Genomic DNA, 24,241 nt, shown 5'->3' with positions numbered 1-24,241 from the left:
TGGCGCTGCAGATATATCTTCAGTAAAAGAAGACTTACTTCACTCATCACATCCTCTTATGGAAAGCTGCCGTCTCTGTCCGAGACAATGCGGGGCTGAAAGAAATAAAGGAAAGCACGGGGTCTGTGGGGTTTCTTCAGACATTTACGTTGCAAGGGCCGCCCTCCACTTCTGGGAGGAGCCCTGCATATCCGGAACAAAAGGGTCCGGCGCGGTTTTTTTCTCAGGCTGCACACTTAAGTGCGTGTTCTGCCAGAACTATGAGCTGAGCCATGGAGAATACGGAAAGAAGGTTTCTGTTGACCGGCTGTCGGAAATCTTCCTGGAGCTTGAGGAAAAGGGTGCCAATAACATTAACCTGGTAACTCCGGATCACTATATCCCTCTTATACGTGAAGCCATGATAAAGGGACGTGATAAGGGTCTTCGGATTCCTTACGTGATTAACTGTTCAGGATATGAGACCCGTGATCTTATAAGAGAGCTTGATGGACTTGCTGATATCTACCTTGATGATTTCAAGTACATGGACAGCGATAAAGCTGCCAGATATTCAGGAGCCGGGGACTATCCGGAGCATGCGAAGGAAAGCCTCGAAGAAATGGTAAGACAGTGTCCCGTGCCTTCCTTTGATGAAAACGGAATCATGCAGAAGGGTGTCATCGTACGTCATCTTCTTATGCCCGGAATGGTTAAAAACGCAAAACAGGTAGTTGACTACGTTTATGATACCTACGGTGACAATGTTTACCTTAGCCTCATGCATCAGTTTACGCCTTTCGAAAGGCTTGATAAATATCCCGAAATAAACCGGAAGGTAACTCACAGAGAATATGAAAGGCTTCTTGATCACGCTATGACAAGAGGAATTACCAATGCCTTTATTCAGGACGGAAGCGTGGCAAAGGAAAGCTTTATACCGGAGTGGAACGGAGAAGGAGTCTGAAACCATTAGCCGGTTTACTGTTTAGGCCTGCGGATACAGCCTGAACTTCTCTGCATCCTGAATGGGAGCAGTAGAACCTGCCCTTTCTGACTGTTACTAATAATGCGCAGCACATATTTTTATATTTTATGATTTAAAAGTCTTTGACCATTAAGTTAATGGTCAGAGGCTTTTTTTATATATATCTTTAGTTATGTTTCTTAATTCCTACTAAATCACTTGTATTTTTTTGCAAAATCCTATATAAATGGTGGGGATTATATTGCATAGTAGTTTGCTAGGAATTATAATCATCATGTCTGGAGGACATTTTTCAATTAATCATTTTAAATTTAATGGATATATTTTGGGAGAATCATTATGGCAGATTTACTTAAGGTCAAAGATCTGGCTGTGAATGTAGAGGATAAGGAAATCCTTCACAAAATCAGCCTTACTGTAAATAAAGGAGAGACCCATGTTCTTATGGGACCAAACGGAGCCGGAAAGTCAACCCTTGGCAATGCTCTCATGGGTAATCCCCAGTATGAAATAACAGGAGGAAACATATTCTTTAACGGTCAGGACATCACTGCTGATTCAGCTGACAAGCGAGCAAAGCTCGGTATGTTCCTTTCTTTCCAGAATCCTCTTGAGGTTCCTGGTATCACTCTCGGAAACTTCATCCGATCTGCACTTCAGCAGAGAACAGGACAGCATATCCGTCTCTGGGATTTCAAAAAAGAAATGCGAAAAGCTATGGAGATACTCAATATGGATCCTTCCTATGCAGACCGTGATCTCAATGTAGGCTTCTCAGGCGGAGAGAAGAAAAAGGCAGAGATACTTCAGCTCCTTATGCTTAAGCCATCCCTTGCTATCCTGGACGAGACCGATTCGGGTCTTGATGTAGATGCTGTCCGTACTGTTTCAAAGGGTGTGGAGGAATACCAGAAATCCATGGACGGAGCTCTCATTATCATTACCCACTCCACAAGGATCCTTGAATCTCTCAAGGTGGATCACACACATGTACTTGTGAACGGAAATATGCAGGCAGAGGGTGATGCTTCTCTTGTTGAAAAGATCAACAAGGAAGGCTTCGAAGAATTTTTGAAGTGACGAAGACCCGGGTAATTACAGAATAGATGAAACAAAGCATGGGTTTTCGTAATTGATACAAAAAGAGATAGTGATAACTATCCGGATACAGAGGATACAACATGGCCAAGAAGGAAAGAGCAGAGGTCAATGACATTGACCGTTCAATGTATGATTTCCGCTACGAAGAAAAGGATCAGGACTTTTACAAAATACAGGAAGGTCTCACCAGAGAAATAGTAGAGGAAATATCAGATAAAAAAGGAGATCCTCAGTGGATGCGTGATTTCCGCTTAAGATCCCTTGAAATATACAATGAGAAGGAGATCCCTCAGTGGGGTCCCAGTATCGAAGGTCTCGATATGAATAACATCGTGACCTATGTAAAACCGAAGACAAAAATGACCGCAGATTGGGAAGAGGTTCCGGAAGACATCAAGAACACCTTTGAAAAACTTGGAATCCCTCAGGCTGAGCGTGCGTCCCTTGCGGGAGTAGGTGCCCAGTACGATTCCGAACTTGTTTATCATAATCTTCAGAAGGAAGTTGCAGACAAGGGCGTGGTATATACCGATATTGAATCCGCTCTTCACGGCCCCTATGCCGATATGATAAAGGATCATTTCATGCATCTGGTGCCTCCAACAGATCATAAATTCGCGGCACTCCACGGTGCTGTATGGTCAGGCGGTTCCTTCGTATATGTTCCCAAGGGAGTTACTGTGGAGATACCTCTCCAGTCATACTTCCGTTTAAATGCTCCCGGAGCGGGGCAGTTCGAGCACACCCTCATCATAGTGGATGAAGGCGCAAACCTTCATTTTATCGAAGGCTGCTCAGCGCCTAAGTACAATATCGCAAACTTACACGCAGGCTGCGTAGAGCTTTTCGTAGGCAAAAATGCAAAGCTCCGATACTCGACTATCGAGAACTGGTCAAAGAACATGTACAACCTGAATACAAAGCGTGCCATAGTGGAAGAAGGAGGAAACATGGAGTGGGTATCCGGTTCATTTGGTTCTCACGTTTCCTACCTTTACCCCATGACCATACTTAAGGGCGCACATTCCCACATGGATTTTACGGGCGTGACATTTGCAGGAAAAGGACAGAATCTCGATACCGGAGCAAAGGTGGTTCACATGGGTCCGGATACAAGCTCCTACATCAGCACCCGTTCCATAAGCAAGGACGGCGGAGCAAGCACATACCGTTCATCCGTAGTCATTAACAATAAGGCAAAGAATGCAAAGAACTCTGTATCCTGCCAGTCACTGATGCTTGACGATATTTCAAGATCCGATACCATACCGGCCATGGATGTACGAACACAGCAGGCGGACGTGGGACACGAGGCAAAGATCGGAAGAATATCCGATGATGCGGTTTTCTATCTCATGTCACGAGGTATTTCAGAGGAAGAGGCAAGGGCCCTTATAGTATCAGGCTTTGCGGATTCTGTATCCAAGGAGCTGCCGCTGGAATATGCAGTAGAAATGAACAATCTGATCCGTCTTGAGATGGTCGGAGCAATAGGTTAATGGATATCAGGGATTGAAAGTAAGCTTTCAAACTAAATTGGCGGGTCAGAGGTGAGTCCGGACAAATCCGGTACATTCCTGATCCTGGAGGAAATATGGAAAATAATACATTATTGATAAATGCCATGCCTGCACCGACTTATAACTGGCTTAAGATGAATGATGCCCCGGTGAAGGTTCCGGCTGAATTAACAGAAGGAAACCCTTTTGTAACAAGGAGTTCTGAAGTTTCGGTTTCGGCTGCAGCCTATGATGAAATCATGGATATTCCCGGCGGAATGGGCTATGACATGGATAGTCTGGTACAAAAGTCAGGTGCAGATGTACTTAAGATATCTTTGGGAAATGGGCAGAAAGTAAGCTCTCCCGTAAAGATTGACTTTAATTACACTTGTGATGCAAACTCTGTAAATGCAGTTTACATAGATGCAGCACCGGACAGCGACGTGACTGTAATCATGGATTTTTCATCAGAAAAAGAAGCAAACGGTTTTGCTGCTTTGCAGACCAAGGTCCGTATCGGAAAGAATGCAAAAGTACTTCTTGTTCAGATTCAGAGACTGGGGAATGGATTCAGGTTCTTCAACGATATAGCTTCAAGAGCCGATGACAATGGCTCCTTTGAGGAGATGCAGCTTGTGCTTTCCGGCAAGGAGACTTATAAGGGATCACGTACAGATCTTTCGGGAAAGGGCAGCAGTCTAAAGACTGATATTGCTTATCTTCTTAAGAACCGGGATCACCTTGATATGAACTATATTGCAAACCACATCGGAAAGAAAAGTGTATGTGATATAAAGGTAAACGGTGTATTGAGAGGCGAAGCTTTCAAGCTTTTCAGAGGCACCATTGATCTCCGGAAAGGTGCAAAGGGAGCTGTGGGAAATGAGCTTGAAGATGTTCTTCTCATGGATGACGAAGTTATTAACCAGACCATTCCCGTTATCCTGTGCGACGAAGACGATGTAGAAGGAAATCACGGTGCCACCATCGGAAGTCTCAATGAAGACCTCCTTTTCTACATGGAATCAAGAGGTATGAACAGGGAAGAAGTATACGAAATGATGGCTAAGGCAAGGATAGATTCCGTTGTCTCAAAAATCCCGGATGAAGAAACAAAGAGCCTCATTTCGAAATATCTTGAAGAAAACAGGTGATCCGGCGAGTCCTTAAGTCTATCATAAGATATTTCAGACTGAACAGAAATGAACCGAGTCTATAAAGGAGTAAAGTTTTATGCCCGAAATAACAAAAGAAAACCGTCAGGATGAGGACGAGAGAATCAGGAGAGACTTCCCCATCCTTGACGGAAGCTTCACATATCTCGATAACGGTGCCACCACCCAGAAACCGAAGTGCGTTCTTGAAGCAGTAGACAGATATTACAGGACCATGAACGCAAACCCCATGAGAGGCCTTTATAAATTAAGTCTTGCAGCAACAGAAGCCTATGAGGAGGCCAGAGAGACCGTCCGTTCCTTCATAAATGCTGCATCCACAGAGGAAATAATCTTCACCAGAAATGCAACAGAAAGTCTTAATCTCGTGGCTTACACCTATGGAAGAGCTTTTATAAAGGAAGGGGACGAAGTGGTTATAACCATCATGGAGCATCACAGCAACATGATTCCCTGGCAGCAGCTCTGTATGGAAAAAGGAGCAAAACTCACATACATCATGCCGGAACCTGACGGAAGCATAACCGAAGAAATGTTCCGCTCCTATATGAATCCAAATGTCAAACTTGTAAGCATGACTCACATTTCCAATGTTCTGGGTGTAAAAAATGATGTAAAGACATTTGCACGTATCGCCCACGAAAACGGAGCAGTATTTTCACTGGACGGTGCTCAGTCCATACCTCATACAAAGGTGGATGTACAGGACCTTGACGTGGATTTTCTGTCCTTCTCTGGTCACAAGATCTATGCCCCTATGGGAATCGGCGTTTTGTACGGAAAAAAGGCATTGCTGGAAAAGATGCCTCCCTTCCTTTTCGGCGGAGAAATGATAGAATACGTAACAACAGAGGGTGCCACATGGAATGAGCTTCCCCACAAGTTTGAGGCTGGTACTGTCAATGACGGCGGCGCTGTGGGTCTCAGTGCAGCCCTTAAATATGTAAGCTCCATAGGATTTGAAAGAATCGAAGAACGAGAGCTTCATCTTACACGTCTCATGATGGACGAGATGAAGAAGCTTCCCTATATACACATTCTGGGAAAGAAGGATCCTGAAGATCATCACGGCATAGTCACTTTTACAATAGACGGAGTACATCCTCATGATATTGCAGCTATCTTTGATGAGCATAATGTAGACATTCGCGCAGGACATCACTGCGCCCAGCCTCTTATGAAGTTCTGTCACACACCGAGCACCGTAAGGGCCAGCATAGGTCTCTACAACACAGAAGAGGATGTATATAAATTCCTGGATGCCCTGAAGAAGATAAGAACGGAAATGGGATATAATGACTGAACCTGACCCTTGGAGGTAAAGCCGGGAAGTAGACTTCCCGGCTTATGAGCGGGTCATATGCAAATCCGAATAAATTCGATTTGCGCATGACCCTTGGAGGTAATAATGGCAAATACGTTTTACAATGAAATATTAACAGATCACAATATTCATCCCACCCACAAGTACAAAATGGAGGATGCCACCTTTTCTCTTGAAGGCGTAAATCCAAGCTGTGGTGATGACGTTGTACTCTATATAAAAGTAAATGATCAGAACACCATTGAGGAGGCATCCTTTTTCGGTGACGGCTGTGCCATTTCCCAGGCCAGCGCCGACATGATGTGCGATCTTATCATCGGAAAATCCAGGGAAGAGGCTCTGAGACTTTCAGATATTTTCCTAAGGATGATAAAGGACACCATAACCCCGGAAGAAAAGGAAGAACTTGAGGAGGCGGGGATTCTTGAGGATATACATCACATGCCTGCAAGAGTCAAGTGTGCTGTCCTCGGCTGGCATACCATGGGCCAGATCTTCAAAGATGCAGATGAAGGAAAAATCGATAAATACGACGGGAAATTCGAACAATAAACTCTTTTATAAAAACAGTTCAATCGATAATTAATTTGGTTTATGGACTGAACTGTTTTTGTATTACAATCTGTACATTTTCACAAAACTCCTCTTGTATTTGTCCGACTTATCATCTAAAATACTAATTAGTAAATCGGTTAACCAAATAAACAAGGAGATATATGAATCATGAGAATAGCTTTAATCAATGAGAACTCTCAGGCAGCGAAGAATGCCATGATCTACGGTTCTCTCAAGAAGGTTGCAGACGAGAAGGGCTATACCGTAGACAATTACGGTATGTACAGCGCTGAGGATGAAGCACAGCTCACATACGTTCAGAACGGTATTCTGGCAGCCGTTCTCCTGAACAGCGGTGCTGCAGACTTCGTTGTAACAGGCTGCGGAACAGGTGAGGGCGCAATGCTTGCTCTCAACTCATTCCCGGGTGTTATCTGCGGACATATCGAGGATCCTCTTGATGCTTTCACATTTGCACAGATCAACGATGGTAATGCAGTAGCACTTCCTTTCGCACTGAAGTTCGGATGGGGCGGAGACCTTAACCTCGTATACATCTTCGAGAAGCTCTTTTCACAGCCATTCGGCGGCGGATATCCGCCAGAGAGACGTGAGCCTGAGCAGAGAAACAAGAAGATTCTCGACGAGGTACGCAGACATACTCTTAAACAGGATCTTGTAGAGGTTCTCAAGGAGCTTGATCCTGAGCTTGTAAAGGGCGCTTTCAAGGGTGAGCACTTCAAGGAGTTATTCTTTGCAAACTGCAAGGATGAGAAAATAGGAGCATATATTAAATCACTTGTAGACTGACCTTTTCTACATGATGTATCCTTCTTAATCAAAGGGGAGCCGGCAGGGATGCCGGTTCTTCTTTTTGTATATTAATCCCTAACCTTCCTGATTAACTGACATTATTTTGTAAGTGTGATGGCATTGCATACAATTTCTGTGAAATGTATAATCAACAGGAGACAGTATTAACCATTTTAGGCAGGAAGTAATGACAAAATACACGAAATACAATATAGATAAAACCCTTTATGCTTTGGACGATACCAAAGGAAAGGTCGGACGCCGCATATCTTATTTTTTTCAGATGGCTCTGATCCTGGGAGCTCTGTCGGGAGGCATACTCGCAGCAGCTTTGGGATATGGTATGTTTCAGGGAATCCTGGATTCCGCTCCAAACATAAAATCAATTCATATAGGTCCTACAGCCTATGCTTCAAAAGTACTTGATACCGAGGGCAATGTCACTGCAACCCTCGTACAGGCGGGCTCAAACAGAGAAAGAGTAACTTACGATCAGATTCCAACGGACCTCATCAATGCTTTCGTAGCCATAGAGGACGAACGTTTCTGGGAACACAACGGTATAGACATTAAATCCATACTCCGTGCAGCCCGAGGCGTAGTTTCAAATAACAGCTCCGACGGCGGCGGTTCCACCATAACCCAGCAGCTTATCAAGAACAATGTCTTCGGCGGCGGTTTAAATGAAGGAACCTTTGAGAAATATGTCCGAAAGTTCCAGGAACAGTATCTGGCTCTGGAGCTTGAAAGTCAGTCGGATATCTCGAAAGAGGAGTTAAAACAGAATATCATAACCGCGTATCTCAACACCATAAACCTCGGTTCCAATACACTGGGTGTCAAGGTTGCAGCAAGAAGATATTTTAATAAGGAAGTCAATACCCTTACCCTTTCCGAATGTGCGGTTATTGCAGCTATCACAAAGAATCCGTCAGCATTGAACCCTATCACACACCCCGAGAAAAATGCCAATCGTCGAGCTCAGGTTCTTTCCAATATGCTGAAGCAGGAATACATCACAAAGGCCCAGTATGATGCAGCTATGGCGGATGATGTCTACTCCAGGATAAAGGACGTTGATACACAGAAATCCGCAGAGGTGGATGAACCATATTCCTACTTTGTTGATGAACTTACGGAACAGGTTGTGGAAGAGCTTCAGAGCCGTTTCGATTACTCAAAGGAGAAGGCAACGGATCTTCTTTATTCCGGTGGACTCACCATCTACTCCACACAGGATCCTTCACTTCAGGCCATAGTTGATGAGGAAGTAAACAATCCTGAGAATTACGATACTGAAAAGTATTCCATAACCTGGAGATTTACTGTACGTCATGAAGACGGAACCATAGTCAACTACTCGGAAAGAGATCTGAGCCGTTATATAAAAGAAGTAAGGGGCATTTCCTTTAACGGCCTTTACAAATCAGAAGATACTGCCAAGACATATATTGAAGAGTATAAGTCCGAACTACTTACTGATACGGATGTGATACTTGGAGAAAAGTATTTTGCAACACTTGAGCCTCAGGTATCCTTCGTTCTCATGGATCAGTACACCGGTCAGGTCAAGGCCATCAGCGGCGGAAGAGGAGAGAAGCTTTTCTCACGTTCACTGAACCGTGCCACAAACACACTGAGACAGCCCGGTTCAACCTTCAAGGTCATTTCAAGCTTTGCACCTGCCATAGATCTTTACGGTGCCACTCTTGCTTCCAGCTATTATGACGGAAGCTATACTATAGGAGAAAAGACCTTCAAGAACTGGTACAGCAAGGGATATCTTGGATATCAGACCATAAGAGACGGTATCATTTACTCCCTAAATATAATCGCTGTAAGATGTCTCATGGAACAGCTGGATCCCCATAAGGGCCGCATGTATGCGGAAAATCTCGGAATCACATCTCTTGTTGATGAAGACGAGAACCCCGCTCTTGCCCTGGGAGGTCTTACAAACGGCGTAACCAATCTTGAACTTACGCAGGCATTTGCAACCATTGCAAACAACGGAACCTTTAATAAAGCAAAGTTTTTCACAAAAATAGTGGACCAGGACGGAAATGTAATCATTGACACAACTTTGGATAAACCGAGACAGGCCATGAAAGAAACCACAGCCTTTCTTCTTACTGATGCCATGAGCCAGTCCATGCTTCCCAACAGGGCATTTGCATCCGGTCTCAGTGTAAACTCTACTTCCACAAGAGCACATTTTGACGGTATGAGTCTTGCGGGTAAATCCGGAACAACCACCAAGGATGTGGACATATGGTTCGTAGGTTTCTCTCCATATTATACTGCAGGCGTTTGGGGCGGCTGCGACGAAAACCAGCCTCTTATCGACAATGCCAGCGGTGAATACAACGGCGGTTCCGGTTTCCATAAGGACATATGGAGAAAAATAATGCAAAGGGTTCACGAGGGACTCCCGGATATCGGTTTTGACGAGCCGACAGGAATAGTCACAGAAAAAGTATGCCGCAAGTCAGGGAAGCTGCCTTCCGGAGGATGCTACCACGATCACCGCGGAAGTGCCGTGATTACAGAGTACTTCGCAGAGGGTACGGTGCCTAAAGACAAGTGTGAACTTCACTACAGCTGGGGCGGAATAAAGATACCCGAGGGAGAAGACAGAGGAACTGATGACAGCGGATACAGCTATTCCGATTATCAGGCAGTTCAGATACCTCAGTTTGTATTTCCAACCATTACCGAAACCACGGCAGAGACTCAGGCGGCAGAAACCTATGAATACGGTCCTACCGGCAGACCCCCTGCAACAGGCATAGAAGCGCCGGTGGTCATAGTGAACTAAGGATTTTCTGTATGGATTCACAGCACGAGAGTAACGGCAGAGACATTAAAAATAAATAAATATTTTTCAGCACCCATCTCCTGCAGAGATGGGTGTACTTGGATAATAAACATGAGATATATAAAAGAGTACGCAACAGGTGAATACGAAGAAAAAAAATCACGGTTTATAGGTGAAATCTTTCCTATTGAATCAGAAGAAGAGGCTCAGGAGCATATAGCCGCCATTAGAAAGAAGTACTATGACGCACGCCATCACTGTTATGCTTATGTTCTGGGAGACAATTATGAAACCGTAAAGCAGTCCGATGACGGTGAGCCTTCCCAGACCGCCGGCATGCCTATACTGAATGTTCTTAAGGGACAGGAGATACATGATGCCCTTATAGTTGTAACCCGGTACTTCGGAGGAACACTCCTTGGCACGGGAGGACTGGTCAGAAGCTATACTAATGCAAGCAAAGCAGCAATTGATAATGCAGTTGTACTGGAAGCTGTTGAAGGCTATCGTGCAGCTGCCGAGATTCCATATACACTGGTAGGAAAAATAAAATATTTCACAGAAACAGAGGGTATAACAGAAGAAACTGCAGAGTACGGAAACAACGTGAACATGACATGGCTGGTTCCGGAAGATAAACTGACTCTGTTTCAAAATCAGATACAGGAGATGTCCGGTGGAAGTATTTCTCTTGCAATCGAGAAACACCGGTGGTATAATGCGTAGGATTTTTTTGAGTGTATGTACTCAAGGCGCATATTAAGCCCGGTCGCTAAAACCTATGCGCTCTGAAACTCAATTTTTCAGTTCGCATACTATATGCGACTGGGTTTTTATACTGTATAGATGAGGTACAAGAATGAAGCAGAAGAGAGAAAATATTCGTAACGTCGCAATCATCGCCCACGTTGACCATGGTAAAACAACACTTGTTGACGAGCTTTTAAAGCAGTCAGGTGTATTCCGTGACAATCAGGACGTAGGTATCCGTGTAATGGATTCCAACCCTCTTGAGCGTGAGAGAGGTATCACCATCCTTTCAAAGAACACAGCTGTTACTTACAAGGATACAAAGATCAATATCATTGATACTCCGGGCCACGCAGACTTCGGTGGAGAAGTTGAGCGTATCCTTAAGATGGTTGACGGTGCCATCCTTCTTGTTGACGCTTTCGAAGGTCCTATGCCTCAGACAAGATTCGTACTTCAGAAGGCTCTCGATCTCAGACTTCCTGTAATGTGTGTAATCAACAAGATCGATAAGCCACAGGCTCGTCCTACTGATGTAGAGGATGAGGTTCTTGAGCTTATGATGGATCTCAATGCTTCCGACGAGCAGCTTGACTGCCCATTCCTTTATGCATCATCCAAGGAAGGTTTTGCCAAGGCAAATCTTTCAGACGAAGAGAAGGACATGGAGCCTCTTTTCCAGGCTATCCTCGATTATATCCCGGCGCCTGTTGGAGATGTTGAGGCTGATACACAGATGCTCATCTCTACCATCGACTACAACGAGTTCGTTGGTCGTATCGGTATCGGTAAGATAGAGAACGGTTCTCTCAAGCTCAATCAGGATGCATACGTAGTTAATCACCATGATCCATCAAAGAAGAGCAAGGTAAGAATCACAAAGCTTTATACCTTCGATGGACTTAAGAGAGTGGATGTTCAGGAAGCTCAGTGCGGTGAGATAGTTGCCATTTCCGGTATCGAAGATCTCCACGTTGGTGATACTGTTATCACAGGAGAGGCTGAGGCTATTCCGTTCCAGAAGATCACTGAGCCTACCATCTCTATGGACTTCATCGTTAACGATTCTCCTCTTGCAGGTCAGGAAGGTAAGTTCGTTACATCAAGACATATCCGTGACCGTCTTATGAGAGAGCTTCAGACTGACGTATCTCTCCGTGTTGAGGAAACTGATTCAGCCGATACTCTCAAGGTTTCAGGACGTGGTGAGCTTCACCTTTCAGTTCTTATCGAGACTATGCGTCGTGAAGGCTTCGAGTTTGCTGTTTCCAAGGCAGAGGTTATCTACAAGACCAACGAGCAGGGCAAGAAGATGGAGCCTATGGAGATCGCTTACATCGATGTTCCGGATGACTGCACAGGTACAGTTATCCAGAAGCTCACACAGCGTAAAGGTGTTCTTAACGGCATGAGCCCGCTTGCAACAGGCTACACACGTCTTGAGTTCGATATCCCTTCAAGAGGTCTTATCGGATACAGAGGCGAGTTCATGACAGATACAAAGGGTAACGGTATCCTTAATACAGAGTTTGATGGCTACGGCGAGTTCAGAGGCGAGCTTTCATACCGTCACCAGGGTTCACTCATTGCCTTCGAGAACGGTGAGGCTGTAACATACGGTCTTTTCCAGGCACAGGCAAGAGGTACTCTTTTCATCGGACCGGGTGAGAAGGTTTACTCAGGTATGGTCATCGGTCAGTCACCTAAGTCTGAGGACATCGAGCTTAACGTATGTAAGACAAAGCACCTTACAAACACACGTACTTCATCATCTGACGAAGCACTTAAGCTCACACCTAAGAAGATCATGTCTCTTGAGCAGTGCATCGACTTCATCGATACAGACGAGCTTCTTGAGGTTACACCTGAGAATCTCCGTATCCGTAAGAAGATTCTTGATCCTACTCTCAGAAAGAGAGCCGGAATTGCCAGAAAGAACAGCTAATCACAGAAATAATAAAAAACTATGGCAGGCGGCAGATTTTCTGTCGCCTGTTTTTAAATCATATTGTATAATAGGTGAAGTTTAATGCTAAAACCATAAATAACGGAGGTTGTTATGGCAATATTCAAAGGAGCAGGAGTAGCTCTCATTACTCCATTTAATGAGGATGAATCTGTAAATTACGAAAAACTTACAGAGCTCATAGAAGAACAGATTGCAGGCGGCACAGACGCCATTATAGCTTGCGGCACTACAGGTGAGGCATCAACCATGTCAGAGAAAGAACACATGGATGTTGTACGTTTCATCATAGATAAGGTAGCTCACCGTATACCGGTACTCGCCGGAACAGGAAGTAATTGTACAGCAACTGCTGTTGAGCTCTCAAAGCAGGCTGAAGAAGCGGGAGCTGACGGAGTTCTTCTGGTTACTCCATACTACAATAAAGCAACACAGGAAGGTCTTATAAAGCATTTCACAACTATTGCAGAGGCCATAAGCATTCCTTGTATCCTTTACAATATACCCTCAAGAACAGGTGTTACCATACAGCCTGAGACCATGGCATATCTTTATAAGAATGTCAAGAACATCGCAGGTGTCAAGGACGCTACAGGAAACATCGAGATGAGCACCAAGCTCATGACTCTCGTTGATGAGGATTTCGCTCTTTATTCCGGAGATGATGATGAGGTGGTTCCTCTTCTTGCCCTCGGTGGTTCAGGAGTTATCTCAGTGCTTTCAAACATTGCTCCAAAAGAGACTCACGACATTTGTGAGAAGTGGTTTAACGGCGACATCAAGGGATCTCTTGATGCGCAGCTCAAGGCATTTCCGCTTATCAAGGCTCTTTTCTCAGAAGTAAATCCTATTCCTGTAAAGGCAGCTCTCAATCTTCAGGGAAAGAACGTTGGTTCCATGAGACTTCCTCTTACAGAGGCAACTGACAAGACAAAGGCTCTTCTTAAGGAAGAGATGACAAAGTTCGGAGTTCTTTGATCAGGATCAAAAGTAAATTTCAGCAGTGGTCTACCTGATCACTGCTGTTTTGATATAAATTGAAAGTGAGGTTGTTATGACAAAAGTTTTATTATTCGGTGCCATGGGTGTTATGTGTAAGAACGTTGCAAATTGCGCAAAGGCTATGGATGACATCGAGATAGTAGCAGGAATAGACAGGGAAGATCACCTTGATGATCCAGCTATCGGATTTCCTGTATATGACAGTTTCGATAAGGTGACAGAAGAGTTTGATGTAATCATTGATTTCTCGGTTGCCCTTGCCATAGACAAGCTTTTGGATTATGTGGAGAAGACCGGCAAGGCATGTGTTCAGTGCACAACAGGTCTAAATGATGCTCAGCTTGAAAGAGTGAAGGAAATTTCAAAGAAGGCTCCAATACTCAGAAGTGCCAATATGTCCATCGGTGTAAACCTTCTTTTAGAACTTGTAAAGACAGCCGCGCAGAAGCTTTACGAGAGAGGCTTCGATATAGATATCGTAGAGCAGCACCACAGAAGAAAGGCTGATGCTCCTTCAGGTACAGCTTTAGCTCTCGCAGATGCTGTGAATGATGCTCTTGATAATAAGCTTGATTATATTTACGATCGTTCAGAACGCCGTCAGCAGAGACCACATGAAGAGATCGGTATCAGTTCAGTCCGCGGAGGAACCATTGCAGGTGTACATGATATAATCTTCGCAGGTGAAGACGAGGTCATAACCTTTAACCATACAGCATACTCCAGAAACATTTTTGCAAACGGAGCACTCAATGCTGCAAAATTCCTTAAGAACAAGGAAGCGGGTCTTTATTCCATGCAGGATGTTCTGCGTTGATATGAAAGATTCAAGCAGGATCCAAATCGGATTCTGCTTTTTACGTTATAAGACTTGTTAAACTCTCAAAAGGTTGTTGTGCCTGCACAAAAGAAAATTTGAACTCTTGATAACCGACGAGGAATCTGATATCAGGAATGGCAGACTCGGTAAAGGTTTTAAGCATACGATGTAAAAAAGGGTAGTCGCGTACTTTCTTTTCCGGAACTTTATTGTGCATTATGCCGAGCGTGGCAAAAGCATTCGACAGCAAAGAAAAAATGTTATATAGTTCTAATTGCTGTGGTCTGATGTTTTGCTCTCAGAGCAGGGTTTAAACATTGGCACACAGATAAAAGAATAAGTTCACACAAGCTTTATTTAAAGGAGATCAAGATGGCAGAACATAATCGTTACACAAGCCCACTGACAGGACGTTATGCTTCAGAGGAAATGCAGTACATCTTTTCACAGGACAACAAGTTCCGTACATGGAGAAAGCTTTGGATAGCCCTTGCGGAAACAGAGCATGAGCTTGGACTCAACATCACCAAAGAACAGATCGATGAGTTGAAGGCACATCAGGATGAGATCAACTATGAGGTTGCCGAAGCACGTGAAAAAGAAGTTCGTCACGATGTAATGAGCCACGTTTACGCTTATGGCGTTCAGTGTCCCAATGCCAAAGGAATCATTCACCTTGGTGCAACTTCATGCTATGTAGGTGACAACACAGATATCATCATCATGCGTCAGGGTCTCGAGCTTGTTCGTAAAAAGCTCATCAACTGTATCAACGAGCTCAGCAAGTTCGCTCTAAAGCATAAGGATCTTCCGACTCTTGCTTATACTCATTTCCAGCCGGCACAGCCAACAACTGTGGGCAAGCGTTCTACTCTCTGGATCAATGATCTCGTTATGGATCTCCAGGATCTCGATTATGTTCTCGATTCTCTAAAATTATTAGGTTCCAAGGGAACCACCGGAACTCAGGCTTCCTTCCTTGAGCTTTTTGACGGCGACCACAGTAAGTGCCGTGAGCTTGACCAGAAGATAGCAGAGAAGATGGGCTTCAAGTCCTGCTATCCTGTTTCAGGTCAGACATACAGCCGTAAGGTGGATTTCCGTGTATTAAGCATCCTCGCCGGAATCGCACAGTCAGCACACAAATTCACAAACGACATCCGTATGCTTCAGCACATGAAGGAGATCGAAGAGCCTTTTGAGAAACATCAGATCGGTTCAAGTGCCATGGCTTACAAGCGTAATCCTATGCGTTCTGAGCGTATCGCATCTCTTGCGGATTATGTTATGTCAGATCTTATGAACCCAATGCTTGTGTCCAGCACACAGTGGTTTGAGAGAACTCTTGATGACTCCGCTAACAAGCGCCTTTCAGTACCTGAGGGATTCCTTGCCATAGACGGTATCCTTGATCTTTATCTCAATGTTGTTGACGGTCTTGTTGTTTATCCTAAGGTTATCAGAAAGCACCTTATGGCAGAGCTTCCATTCATGGCAACCGAGAATATCATGATGGATGCAGTTAAGGCAGGCGGAGACCGTCAGGAGCTTCATGAGAAGATCAGACAGCTCAGCATGGAAGCAGGAAAGACAGTAAAGGAAGAGGGTAAGGACAACAACCTTCTTGAGCTTATAGCTGCTGACCCAAGCTTCCACCTTTCCCTTAACGACCTTGAGGCAAGCATGCAGCCTGAGCGTTATGTAGGACGTTCACCAAAGCAGACAGAAGACTACATTAACGAAGTTGTGAAGCCGATACTTGAAGATAACAAGGAGCTTCTTGGACTCACTGCTGAGATAAAGGTTTAAAACAGAATTAGTTTTAAAACAGAGCCAGAGGGGCTTATATGGAGCCCTCTGGCTCTTATTAAAATCTCATTACTAACCAATTTCATATACGAGAAATCAAATATGCCATTAATAGACATCTTTTGCTTAATGGCTTAATATATTAATTAACAGACATTGCAATTTCATATGAAATAAGGAGAGTATCATGGCTATGAACCTACCGGTAACTTCCGGCATTTCCATATTGACTGTTTTTCTTGAAGGAATTATCAGTTTTTTCTCTCCATGCGTTCTACCTCTTATACCTGTTTATATCGCTTATCTATCCGGCGGAACCCTGAAAAAAGAGTCGGATGGCAGCTTTCATTACAACAGGAAAAAGGTTTTGATCAACACCTTTTTCTTTACTGTGGGCATAAGCTTTGCTTTTCTGATCCTGGGTCTGGGAATGAGTGCCATTGGGCGATTGTTTTCAGGGCATCAGCTTCTTTTTTCAAAAATCGGCGGCATCATTATCATACTTTTCGGTCTGTATCAGCTTGGATTCTTCGGAATGAGCAGCCTTATGAGCAGAGAATTCAGGCTCCCCTTTGACACAAAGAATATGACAATGTCTCCTTTCGCGGCATTTCTGTTCGGCTTTTTACTGAGCTTTGCCTGGACCCCCTGCATAGGTCCTGTTCTGTCATCCATACTTATAATGACGGCATCGGCAGATACCGTGCTAAAGGGCCTACTGCTGATTTTTGTCTATACCTTAGGTTATGTAATTCCCTTTCTGTTGGTGGGATTATTCACAACAACACTTCTTGAATTTTTCTCAAGGCACAAATCCATAGTCCGGTACTCTGTGAAAATCGGAGGGGCACTTCTTATAGTCATCGGGCTTATGATGTTCACAGGACAGCTAAACGGATTATCATCCTATCTGTCATCGGTTTCCATAGATACAGGCAGCACTACTCAAGGAGATAATACCGGAAACATTGTCAAAGACAGTGTAGTTAAATCAGGGGGATCTGATATAAATTCAGTAACCGATACAAGTCAGAAGACAGATGCTGAAAGCTCAAAGCAAAATGATGAATCATTGAAAGAATCTGTAAGGGATTCAATCAGCAAAAAAAACGATGAATCCGTAAATGATCATATCAATGAAAGCCGGGAAGAGACCCTTGATGAAACAGAAGAATCTTCGGAAAATGCTTCAAACGAAGATGTCTATCTGGCTTTTGATTTCACACTGAAAGACCAGCACGGCAACACTCATACCCTTTCAGATTACAAGGGGAAAATCGTTTTCCTGAACTTCTGGGCCACATGGTGTCCACCATGTAAGGAAGAACTTCCATATATTCAGGAGCTTTTCGAAGAATACAGTGAGAAAACAGATTCTGATATAGTATTCCTCACTATCACTTTTCCGGGCCTGGGGCAGGAAAAGAATGTTACCGGAATAAAGAAATTCACAAATGATCATGGCTATACCTTCCCTGTCCTTATGGACACGGAATACATCACGGAAGAGCAGTATTATATCAATGCCTTTCCCACCACCTTCCTCATTGATCCTCATGGCAACATACTTGGCTATGTTCCGGGAGGCATGAACAAAGAAATGATGGAAGATGTTATAGACAGAGCAAGAAGAGAGTCAGCACGATACCGTAACCATGTTTCGGTATCCTAATATGTTGAAACTTTATATAAGAGGATGAAGCGGTGCTTCATCCTCTTTTTGGTATAAATATAATTTTGTACAAATTGTGCAAAATTGACATTTACATATAACCTAAATTTATGTAATATATAACCTCGCGTGTATTTTTTTGAATTCATGCGGAGCACTAAAGAAAGGAGCTGTGATGCATCAGAAGGAACGTACATCACAGAAGTAAGATGAAAGAAAAGAAACTCGGTTTAATGTCACTTATACTGATGATCTTTACATCAGTATACGGATTCAATAACATCCCAAGATCCTACTATCTCATGGGATATGCGGCGATTCCATGGTTTGTTATCGCAGGAATCCTGTTTTTTATTCCCTTTGCATTTATGATAGCGGAGTTCGGTTCCGCCTTCCGTAACGAGACCGGAGGAATGTACTCATGGATGGAGAAGTCCGTAGGTCCCAAATATGCATTTATCGGAACATTCATGTGGTATACCTCCTACGTTCTCTGGATGGTCAATGTCTCCTCCGGAATCTGGGTACCCATTTCAAACATCATCTTCGGAAGCGATACAACTTCCACATGGTCACTTTTCGGTTCAGAGCTATTATCCGGTTCAAGACTTCTTGGAATACTGGCTGCAGCATTTTTCATGGTGATCACCTACTTTGATACCAAAGGCATTGACAAGATTAGTAAGGTTACATCCATCGGCGGCTCTGCGGTTCTCACCATCAATGTTCTTGTACTTGTGGGTTCTATCGTAATGATCATCGCCCGCCACGGTCAGCTCGAGCAGCCGTTCCTTGGCTTTGAGTCATTAAAGACTCCTCTTAATGCGGCATACCAGGGCAATTTCATCATGATCCTGTCCTTCATCGTATACGCACTTTTTGCATACGGCGGAATAGAAGCTGTGGGCGGTCTTGTAGATAAGACTGAAAATCCCAAGAAGAACTTCCCTAAGGGTATCGTAACAGCTGCAATGGTTATCCTTGTGGGTTATGCGCTCCTTATCATGCTGGTTGGTTCATTCACAAATTATGAGGAAATTCTCGGGGCCGGTAACATTACCCTTGGAAACGTATCCTATGTAATAATGTCTAACTTTGCATCAACCTTCGGAAGAGCCTTCGGTGCTTCAGAGGCACTGCAGGTAACTCTCGCTCACGGTTTTGCACGAATCTACGCACTTATTATGTTCCTTGCCCTTATGGGTGCAATGTTTACACTTGTTTACTCACCTCTTAAGCAGATGATCGAGGGAACACCTGAGGATCTCTGGCCGGGAAAGATGGGCGTTATTGAAAAGGATGGCATGCCTAAGAATGCAATGTGGATTCAGTGCGCCATCGTATGCACCATGGTACTTCTTGTTTCCTTCGGCGGAGATACCATGCAGCAGTTCTTCCTTATCCTTACAGCCATGGTAAACGTTGGTATGACCATCCCTTACATGTTCATTTCCTACGCCTTCCCTAAGTTCAAGAAGCTTAAGGGCATAGACAGAAGCTTTGAAGTATACAAATCCCAGAAGTCAGCATCTTTCTGGGGCTATGTCGTTACTATGACTCTGTTCCTTGCAAACCTTTTTGCCATCATTCAGCCGGCCCTGGACGGAGATTACAAGACTACTTTCTGGTCCATCATAGGTCCCGTGCTTTTCGGATTTGCCGCTTATGTTATCTACACAAGATATGAGAAGAGAAAGGCTGTAGGCCCTGAAGAGAAGGTAAAGAAGATTGCCTGAGATAAGTTAAAAATAATATTAAAATATCCAACTCCGACATAAGGTATCCATATCGAGATACTATATGTCGGAGTTTTTTTAATACAGTCAAGCAGATATTTCAGAAGAGCCGGAGGGGCTCTGACTTTAGAACTCTTAAATATGCAGCTTACGCTAATGATACAACTTGAAAATTCAGTGTTTTATTTATATAATTCTTCATGTCTGTGCAAATTAGATCATCATGGAGGTGCAGTTTTGACTTTAAAAAGAGTGCTTGCAATTTTAGCTCTGATAATCATAGCCATACTGCTTATACTTTTACTGTTTTTCGCTTTTACCGGCGCTAAAAAAGAGTATCTTCTGGCTGTTCTTTTTTGCCTCATAGTGATCCCGTCGGTACTTTATGTATTTATCTGGTTCACAAAGCTAACAAAAAAATAATTTTTTGGTGCTTCGGTCACGAATCTCTCACAGAAGCAGTTCTGCATAATGTGTCAAAAAGGTGAGGGGCATCAGTAGTATCCTTGGGATACTATCTCTTTAGGAGGATTAATATGGTTCGAGCAATCGTAGGTGCAAACTGGGGAGACGAAGGAAAGGGCAAGATCACTGACATGCTTGCCGAGACTTCGGATATCGTAGTACGTTTTCAGGGCGGTGCCAATGCAGGTCACACCATCATAAACAACTACGGACGTTTTTCACTTCACCTTCTTCCAAGCGGTGTATTTTACGATCACACAACTTCTGTACTTGGCAACGGTGTGGCACTGGATATAGAAAAGTTCTGTGCCGAGCTCAAGTCTCTGGTTGATGCAGGTGTTCCAAAGCCTAAGATACTTGTTTCCAATCGTGCACAGGTCATGATGCCCTATCATGTACTTTTTGATACTCTTGAGGAAGCGAGACTTGCCGGAAAAAGCTACGGTTCCACAAAGTCAGGTATCGCTCCTTTCTTCTCCGATAAATTCGCAAAGATCGGCCTTCAGGTTTGTGAGCTCTTTGATGAAGAAGTTCTTACAGACAGACTTCACAAGGTTGTGGAAATAAAGAATGCGGCACTTCGCGAGCTTTATCATGCAGCAGAGATAAACTATGATGAGCTCCTCACAGAACTCCACAAGCAGAGAGACCTCATTGCACCATACGTTACAGATACTTCAAAGTTCCTTAGAGAGGCTCTTAAGGCAGGAAAGACTATTCTTCTTGAGGGTCAGCTTGGAACCATGAAGGATCCCGATCATGGTATTTATCCTATGGTTACATCAAGCTCAACTCTTGCAGCTTACGGTGCGGTAGGTGCAGGTATCCCTCCTTATGAGATAAAGGATATCATTGCCGTAACCAAGGCATATTCTTCAGCAGTAGGAGCCGGAGACTTTGTTTCAGAGCTTTTCGGTGATGAAGCAGAGGAGCTCAGAAGAAGAGGCGGAGATAAGGGTGAGTACGGCGCAACCACAGGCCGTCCGAGAAGAGTGGGCTGGTATGATGCAGTTGCTTCAAAGTACGGCTGTCAGCTTCAGGGTGCAACAGAGGCAGTTCTTACTGTTCTTGATGTACTTGGTTATCTCAAGGAGCTTAAGGTTTGTACAGGTTATGAGATTGATGGTGAAGTAACAAATGATTTCCCTGTTACACCGCTTCTCAACAAGGCAAAACCTGTTTATGAGACCCTTCCGGGATGGAACTGCGATATCCGCGGTATCAAGAACTATGACGAGCTTCCAAAGGAGTGTAAGGATTATATCGACTTCATCGAGAAGCAGATAGAGACTCCTATAACCATGGTTTCAAACGGTCCCGAGAGACACGAGATTCTTAAGCGTACACCTAAGATCTGATATATTTATTAATCAATCGGCGGGTCGGATCATATCCGATCCGCCTTTCAATGTATTTTTTTACAGAATAAGCATGGTTTTATTAAAAAAGCATCTATAAAACTTTGTTAAGAATTCTACTATAACTTTTGACATATAATTAACAAAACTGTATAATATGTTAGGTGATGAAAGAGGAAACATGATCACATCAAATTCAGATAATAAAAAGATTGAAAATATAGAGGGTTATTTTATGGCAAAAAAAGAGATTTCTCAGGCAGTCATTCAGAGACTTCCAAGATATTACCGTTATCTTGAAGATCTTATGGATCAGGGCATTGAACGTATATCCTCCAGCGAGCTCAGTAAAAGAATGAAGCTCACCGCTTCCCAGATCAGACAGGATCTGAACAATTTCGGCGGATTCGGTCAACAGGGATACGGCTATAACATCAAAAACCTCCATGACGAGATTGCCAAAATTCTTAACATTGACAATGAGCATGAGATGATCATCGTAGGAGCCGGACACCTTGGACAGGCTCTTGCAAATTACACTAATTTCCGTAAGAGAGGCTTTATAGTTAAAGCCATCTTTGATAAGGATCCAAGCATTGTCGGAAAAAAAGTCGGTGATATAGAGATTCAGTCCATGGAAAGCATGGATGAAATCATCAAGTCATCCAATATCAAGATGGCTGCTGTATGTATCCCCAAGAACGCGGCAATAAAGGTGGTTGAGCAGCTTATCAATGACGGAATCGTGGGCATCTGGAACTTCGCCCATGTGGATCTGGATGTTCCCGAGAACATCGTTATAGAGAATGTACATCTTTCCGAGTCTCTTATGCGTTTGAGCTACCGTATGGGAGAATCTCTCAATGCTGAATAAGAGGTCATCATGATCATCGGTATAGGTACTGACCTTTTAGAAATAAAGCGTATAGCAAACACCAGAAAGAACCATACTGCAGAACGTATTTTTACCGAAGAAGAACTCCGGCAGGCATCAGACAAGGACTCGATGCTTGCCGGTGATTTTGCATGTAAGGAATGTGTGGTCAAATGTTTCGGCACCGGCTTTTCAGAGGGCATACGCCCGGCTGATATCGAAATTCTGCGAACGGAAAACGGCAGGCCTTACGTTGTACTGCATGGGAAAGCTCTGGAAAAGTTCGAAGAACTGGGCGGAAAAAACATCCTTGTTTCCATAACCGATACCAAGGATCTGGTTTCAGCCATGGCAGTGGTGGAAGGGTAGTTCATCCCCGCTTCCGGACACAATAAGTTTCGGAAAATCGTAAACCGGACATAAGGCTCCTAAAATGAAAGGATACATCCATGAATATCCAAACTGACCCATCCCCTTATTTCAATTCCATACCTTTACGTCTTCCGGACAGCAATAAAGGAACCTACGGAAAGGTTCTCGTACTTGCAGGCTGCAAAGGCATGAGCGGGGCAGCCTATCTTTCGGCCCTTGCCTCTTACCGTACCGGTGCGGGACTGGTAAAATTCCTGACCCATGAAGATAACAGAACTATACTGCAGACACTTCTCCCGGAGGCGGTTTATGAAGGCTATGAGGAGTCAGGTGACGTAAATGAGCTTGCCAAAAGAAATGTTCAATGGGCGGATGTAATAATTGCAGGTCCCGGCCTTGGAAACTCTCTTCTTAGTCAAAATGTCCTGAGAGAGACATTAAAATCCATAAAAGCTTTCTCTCTTGATGATGACCTTATAAAAAAGAAGTCACCTCTTCTCATATTGGATGCCGACGGACTTAATATCCTTAGCAAAAGTCCTTCTTTAAAGGAAGAACTTTCTGAAATTACGGAAAGGATTCCTGTCATAATCACACCTCATCCCATGGAAATGAGCAGATTATCCGGTAAATCCCTGCAGGAAATTCTGGAAAATCCGGCTTTAACCGCTTCGGAATATTCAAAAAGCCATAAACTGATTACTATAATGAAGGGCAGTGAGACCATAGTTTCAGACAAAACAGGAGAGAAGCTCTTCAAAAACACACTAAAAAGTCCGGCCCTCAGCAAGGGCGGATCAGGGGATGTTCTAAGCGGAGCCATAGCAGGTATGTATACTTTGCTCAGGGCAGAATCAGGTAATATGGGCAGCAGGAACAAATTTGACTGTGAACCTTCAAATAGAGTTGACCTGTCCTCTGTTCCCACTGATGAATCAGGCTCATACATTACTGATGGATCCGGATACGAAATATCAGAATCCGTAAGTTTTAAGAACACGGCCTATAATGCCGCGGTTCTTGCAGTTATTATTCATGCAGAAGCAGGAGTGCTTGCAGCGAAACAATACGGCATAAACGGAGTTCTGGCAAGGGACACCGCAAATTCTCTTGGACGTATCATTGATTCCTTATCAGAACAATAGAATTCATTTTTCAGGCG

At 43.8% G+C, this 24,241-nt stretch carries 20 protein-coding genes; all 20 read left to right on the top strand.

All coding sequences use genetic code 11. The features are described from left to right. Window positions 1-58 precede the first annotated feature (58 nt). A complete protein-coding gene (locus T515_RS00275; RefSeq protein ID WP_036606322.1) occupies window positions 59-946 on the top strand; it encodes a radical SAM protein in 888 nt (295 codons plus the stop codon). A gap of 360 nt (window positions 947-1,306) precedes the next feature. Further along, a complete protein-coding gene (sufC, locus tag T515_RS00270) occupies window positions 1,307-2,047 on the top strand; it encodes a Fe-S cluster assembly ATPase SufC (protein WP_036606320.1) in 741 nt (246 codons plus the stop codon). Window positions 2,048-2,148: 101 nt separating this feature from the next. Next, entirely contained in the window at window positions 2,149-3,567 is a 1,419-nt protein-coding gene (gene sufB, locus T515_RS00265; RefSeq protein ID WP_036606318.1) for a Fe-S cluster assembly protein SufB, read from the top strand. Between the two features lie 95 nt (window positions 3,568-3,662). Beyond that, window positions 3,663-4,724: a SufB/SufD family protein gene (locus T515_RS00260; protein ID WP_036606317.1), complete on the top strand. Its 1,062-nt coding sequence runs from the start codon at window positions 3,663-3,665 to the stop codon at window positions 4,722-4,724. Between the two features lie 79 nt (window positions 4,725-4,803). After that, complete coding sequence (locus T515_RS00255; protein WP_036606315.1) at window positions 4,804-6,048, top strand: aminotransferase class V-fold PLP-dependent enzyme; 1,245 nt, start codon at window positions 4,804-4,806, stop codon at window positions 6,046-6,048. Between the two features lie 102 nt (window positions 6,049-6,150). Continuing rightward, entirely contained in the window at window positions 6,151-6,621 is a 471-nt protein-coding gene (gene sufU, locus T515_RS00250) for a Fe-S cluster assembly sulfur transfer protein SufU (protein WP_155988221.1), read from the top strand. 171 nt (window positions 6,622-6,792) lie between these two features. Continuing rightward, on the top strand, window positions 6,793-7,434 hold the full coding sequence (locus tag T515_RS00245; protein ID WP_036606309.1) for an RpiB/LacA/LacB family sugar-phosphate isomerase: 642 nt from the start codon (window positions 6,793-6,795) through the stop codon (window positions 7,432-7,434). Between the two features lie 190 nt (window positions 7,435-7,624). Then, window positions 7,625-10,255 (top strand): transglycosylase domain-containing protein, encoded by a 2,631-nt coding sequence (locus T515_RS00240; protein ID WP_051671273.1) that lies wholly within the window; start codon window positions 7,625-7,627, stop codon window positions 10,253-10,255. A 111-nt stretch (window positions 10,256-10,366) separates the two neighbouring features. Beyond that, the gene (locus tag T515_RS00235; RefSeq protein ID WP_036606307.1) at window positions 10,367-10,981 is read left to right on the top strand and encodes a YigZ family protein; all 615 of its coding nucleotides are present in this window, start codon (window positions 10,367-10,369) and stop codon (window positions 10,979-10,981) included. A gap of 133 nt (window positions 10,982-11,114) precedes the next feature. Then, on the top strand, window positions 11,115-12,950 hold the full coding sequence (typA, locus tag T515_RS00230) for a translational GTPase TypA (protein WP_036606305.1): 1,836 nt from the start codon (window positions 11,115-11,117) through the stop codon (window positions 12,948-12,950). A 114-nt stretch (window positions 12,951-13,064) separates the two neighbouring features. Next, window positions 13,065-13,949 (top strand): 4-hydroxy-tetrahydrodipicolinate synthase, encoded by an 885-nt coding sequence (dapA, locus tag T515_RS00225; protein WP_036606304.1) that lies wholly within the window; start codon window positions 13,065-13,067, stop codon window positions 13,947-13,949. Between the two features lie 76 nt (window positions 13,950-14,025). After that, the gene (gene dapB / locus T515_RS00220; protein WP_036606303.1) at window positions 14,026-14,790 is read left to right on the top strand and encodes a 4-hydroxy-tetrahydrodipicolinate reductase; all 765 of its coding nucleotides are present in this window, start codon (window positions 14,026-14,028) and stop codon (window positions 14,788-14,790) included. Window positions 14,791-15,165: 375 nt separating this feature from the next. Next, window positions 15,166-16,602, top strand: coding sequence for an adenylosuccinate lyase (gene purB, locus T515_RS00215; protein WP_036606302.1), 1,437 nt, complete (start codon window positions 15,166-15,168; stop codon window positions 16,600-16,602). A gap of 187 nt (window positions 16,603-16,789) precedes the next feature. After that, entirely contained in the window at window positions 16,790-18,274 is a 1,485-nt protein-coding gene (locus T515_RS00210; RefSeq protein ID WP_242839289.1) for a cytochrome c biogenesis protein/redoxin, read from the top strand. A 209-nt stretch (window positions 18,275-18,483) separates the two neighbouring features. Beyond that, on the top strand, window positions 18,484-20,010 hold the full coding sequence (yjeM, locus tag T515_RS00205; protein ID WP_036606300.1) for a glutamate/gamma-aminobutyrate family transporter YjeM: 1,527 nt from the start codon (window positions 18,484-18,486) through the stop codon (window positions 20,008-20,010). A gap of 237 nt (window positions 20,011-20,247) precedes the next feature. Beyond that, window positions 20,248-20,433, top strand: a complete 186-nt coding sequence (locus T515_RS00200) for a hypothetical protein (protein ID WP_036606602.1) — start codon at window positions 20,248-20,250, stop codon at window positions 20,431-20,433. Window positions 20,434-20,546: 113 nt separating this feature from the next. Beyond that, the gene (locus T515_RS00195; protein ID WP_036606299.1) at window positions 20,547-21,833 is read left to right on the top strand and encodes an adenylosuccinate synthase; all 1,287 of its coding nucleotides are present in this window, start codon (window positions 20,547-20,549) and stop codon (window positions 21,831-21,833) included. A gap of 235 nt (window positions 21,834-22,068) precedes the next feature. After that, on the top strand, window positions 22,069-22,707 hold the full coding sequence (locus T515_RS00190) for a redox-sensing transcriptional repressor Rex (RefSeq protein WP_036606601.1): 639 nt from the start codon (window positions 22,069-22,071) through the stop codon (window positions 22,705-22,707). Between the two features lie 9 nt (window positions 22,708-22,716). Continuing rightward, window positions 22,717-23,076, top strand: coding sequence for a holo-ACP synthase (gene acpS / locus T515_RS00185; protein WP_036606297.1), 360 nt, complete (start codon window positions 22,717-22,719; stop codon window positions 23,074-23,076). Between the two features lie 80 nt (window positions 23,077-23,156). After that, window positions 23,157-24,224 carry an NAD(P)H-hydrate dehydratase gene (locus tag T515_RS00180; protein ID WP_036606295.1) on the top strand — a complete coding sequence of 356 codons (1,068 nt, stop codon included), beginning with the start codon at window positions 23,157-23,159 and terminating at the stop codon, window positions 24,222-24,224. Window positions 24,225-24,241: the final 17 nt, after the last annotated feature.

Origin of the sequence: Oribacterium sp. P6A1 (assembly GCF_000702885.1) — a bacterium.
Classification (GTDB): domain Bacteria; phylum Bacillota; class Clostridia; order Lachnospirales; family Lachnospiraceae; genus Oribacterium.
Note: the sequence above shows the minus strand (reverse complement) of the source record. Positions and strands in the feature narration are given on the sequence as shown.

What these genes read in the sequence shown, in the direction of transcription:
- T515_RS00210 (WP_242839289.1), top strand. Translation starts at nt 16,790, where the DNA reads ATGGCTATGAACCTACCGGTAACTTCCGGCATTTCCATATTGACTGTT.
- T515_RS00245 (WP_036606309.1), top strand. Translation starts at nt 6,793, where the DNA reads ATGAGAATAGCTTTAATCAATGAGAACTCTCAGGCAGCGAAGAATGCC.
- typA (WP_036606305.1), top strand. Translation starts at nt 11,115, where the DNA reads ATGAAGCAGAAGAGAGAAAATATTCGTAACGTCGCAATCATCGCCCAC.
- T515_RS00195 (WP_036606299.1), top strand. Translation starts at nt 20,547, where the DNA reads ATGGTTCGAGCAATCGTAGGTGCAAACTGGGGAGACGAAGGAAAGGGC.
- acpS (WP_036606297.1), top strand. Translation starts at nt 22,717, where the DNA reads ATGATCATCGGTATAGGTACTGACCTTTTAGAAATAAAGCGTATAGCA.
- dapB (WP_036606303.1), top strand. Translation starts at nt 14,026, where the DNA reads ATGACAAAAGTTTTATTATTCGGTGCCATGGGTGTTATGTGTAAGAAC.
- dapA (WP_036606304.1), top strand. Translation starts at nt 13,065, where the DNA reads ATGGCAATATTCAAAGGAGCAGGAGTAGCTCTCATTACTCCATTTAAT.
- T515_RS00240 (WP_051671273.1), top strand. Translation starts at nt 7,625, where the DNA reads ATGACAAAATACACGAAATACAATATAGATAAAACCCTTTATGCTTTG.
- T515_RS00260 (WP_036606317.1), top strand. Translation starts at nt 3,663, where the DNA reads ATGGAAAATAATACATTATTGATAAATGCCATGCCTGCACCGACTTAT.
- T515_RS00190 (WP_036606601.1), top strand. Translation starts at nt 22,069, where the DNA reads ATGGCAAAAAAAGAGATTTCTCAGGCAGTCATTCAGAGACTTCCAAGA.
- T515_RS00180 (WP_036606295.1), top strand. Translation starts at nt 23,157, where the DNA reads ATGAATATCCAAACTGACCCATCCCCTTATTTCAATTCCATACCTTTA.
- purB (WP_036606302.1), top strand. Translation starts at nt 15,166, where the DNA reads ATGGCAGAACATAATCGTTACACAAGCCCACTGACAGGACGTTATGCT.
- yjeM (WP_036606300.1), top strand. Translation starts at nt 18,484, where the DNA reads ATGAAAGAAAAGAAACTCGGTTTAATGTCACTTATACTGATGATCTTT.
- sufC (WP_036606320.1), top strand. Translation starts at nt 1,307, where the DNA reads ATGGCAGATTTACTTAAGGTCAAAGATCTGGCTGTGAATGTAGAGGAT.
- T515_RS00235 (WP_036606307.1), top strand. Translation starts at nt 10,367, where the DNA reads ATGAGATATATAAAAGAGTACGCAACAGGTGAATACGAAGAAAAAAAA.
- T515_RS00275 (WP_036606322.1), top strand. Translation starts at nt 59, where the DNA reads ATGGAAAGCTGCCGTCTCTGTCCGAGACAATGCGGGGCTGAAAGAAAT.
- T515_RS00255 (WP_036606315.1), top strand. Translation starts at nt 4,804, where the DNA reads ATGCCCGAAATAACAAAAGAAAACCGTCAGGATGAGGACGAGAGAATC.
- sufB (WP_036606318.1), top strand. Translation starts at nt 2,149, where the DNA reads ATGGCCAAGAAGGAAAGAGCAGAGGTCAATGACATTGACCGTTCAATG.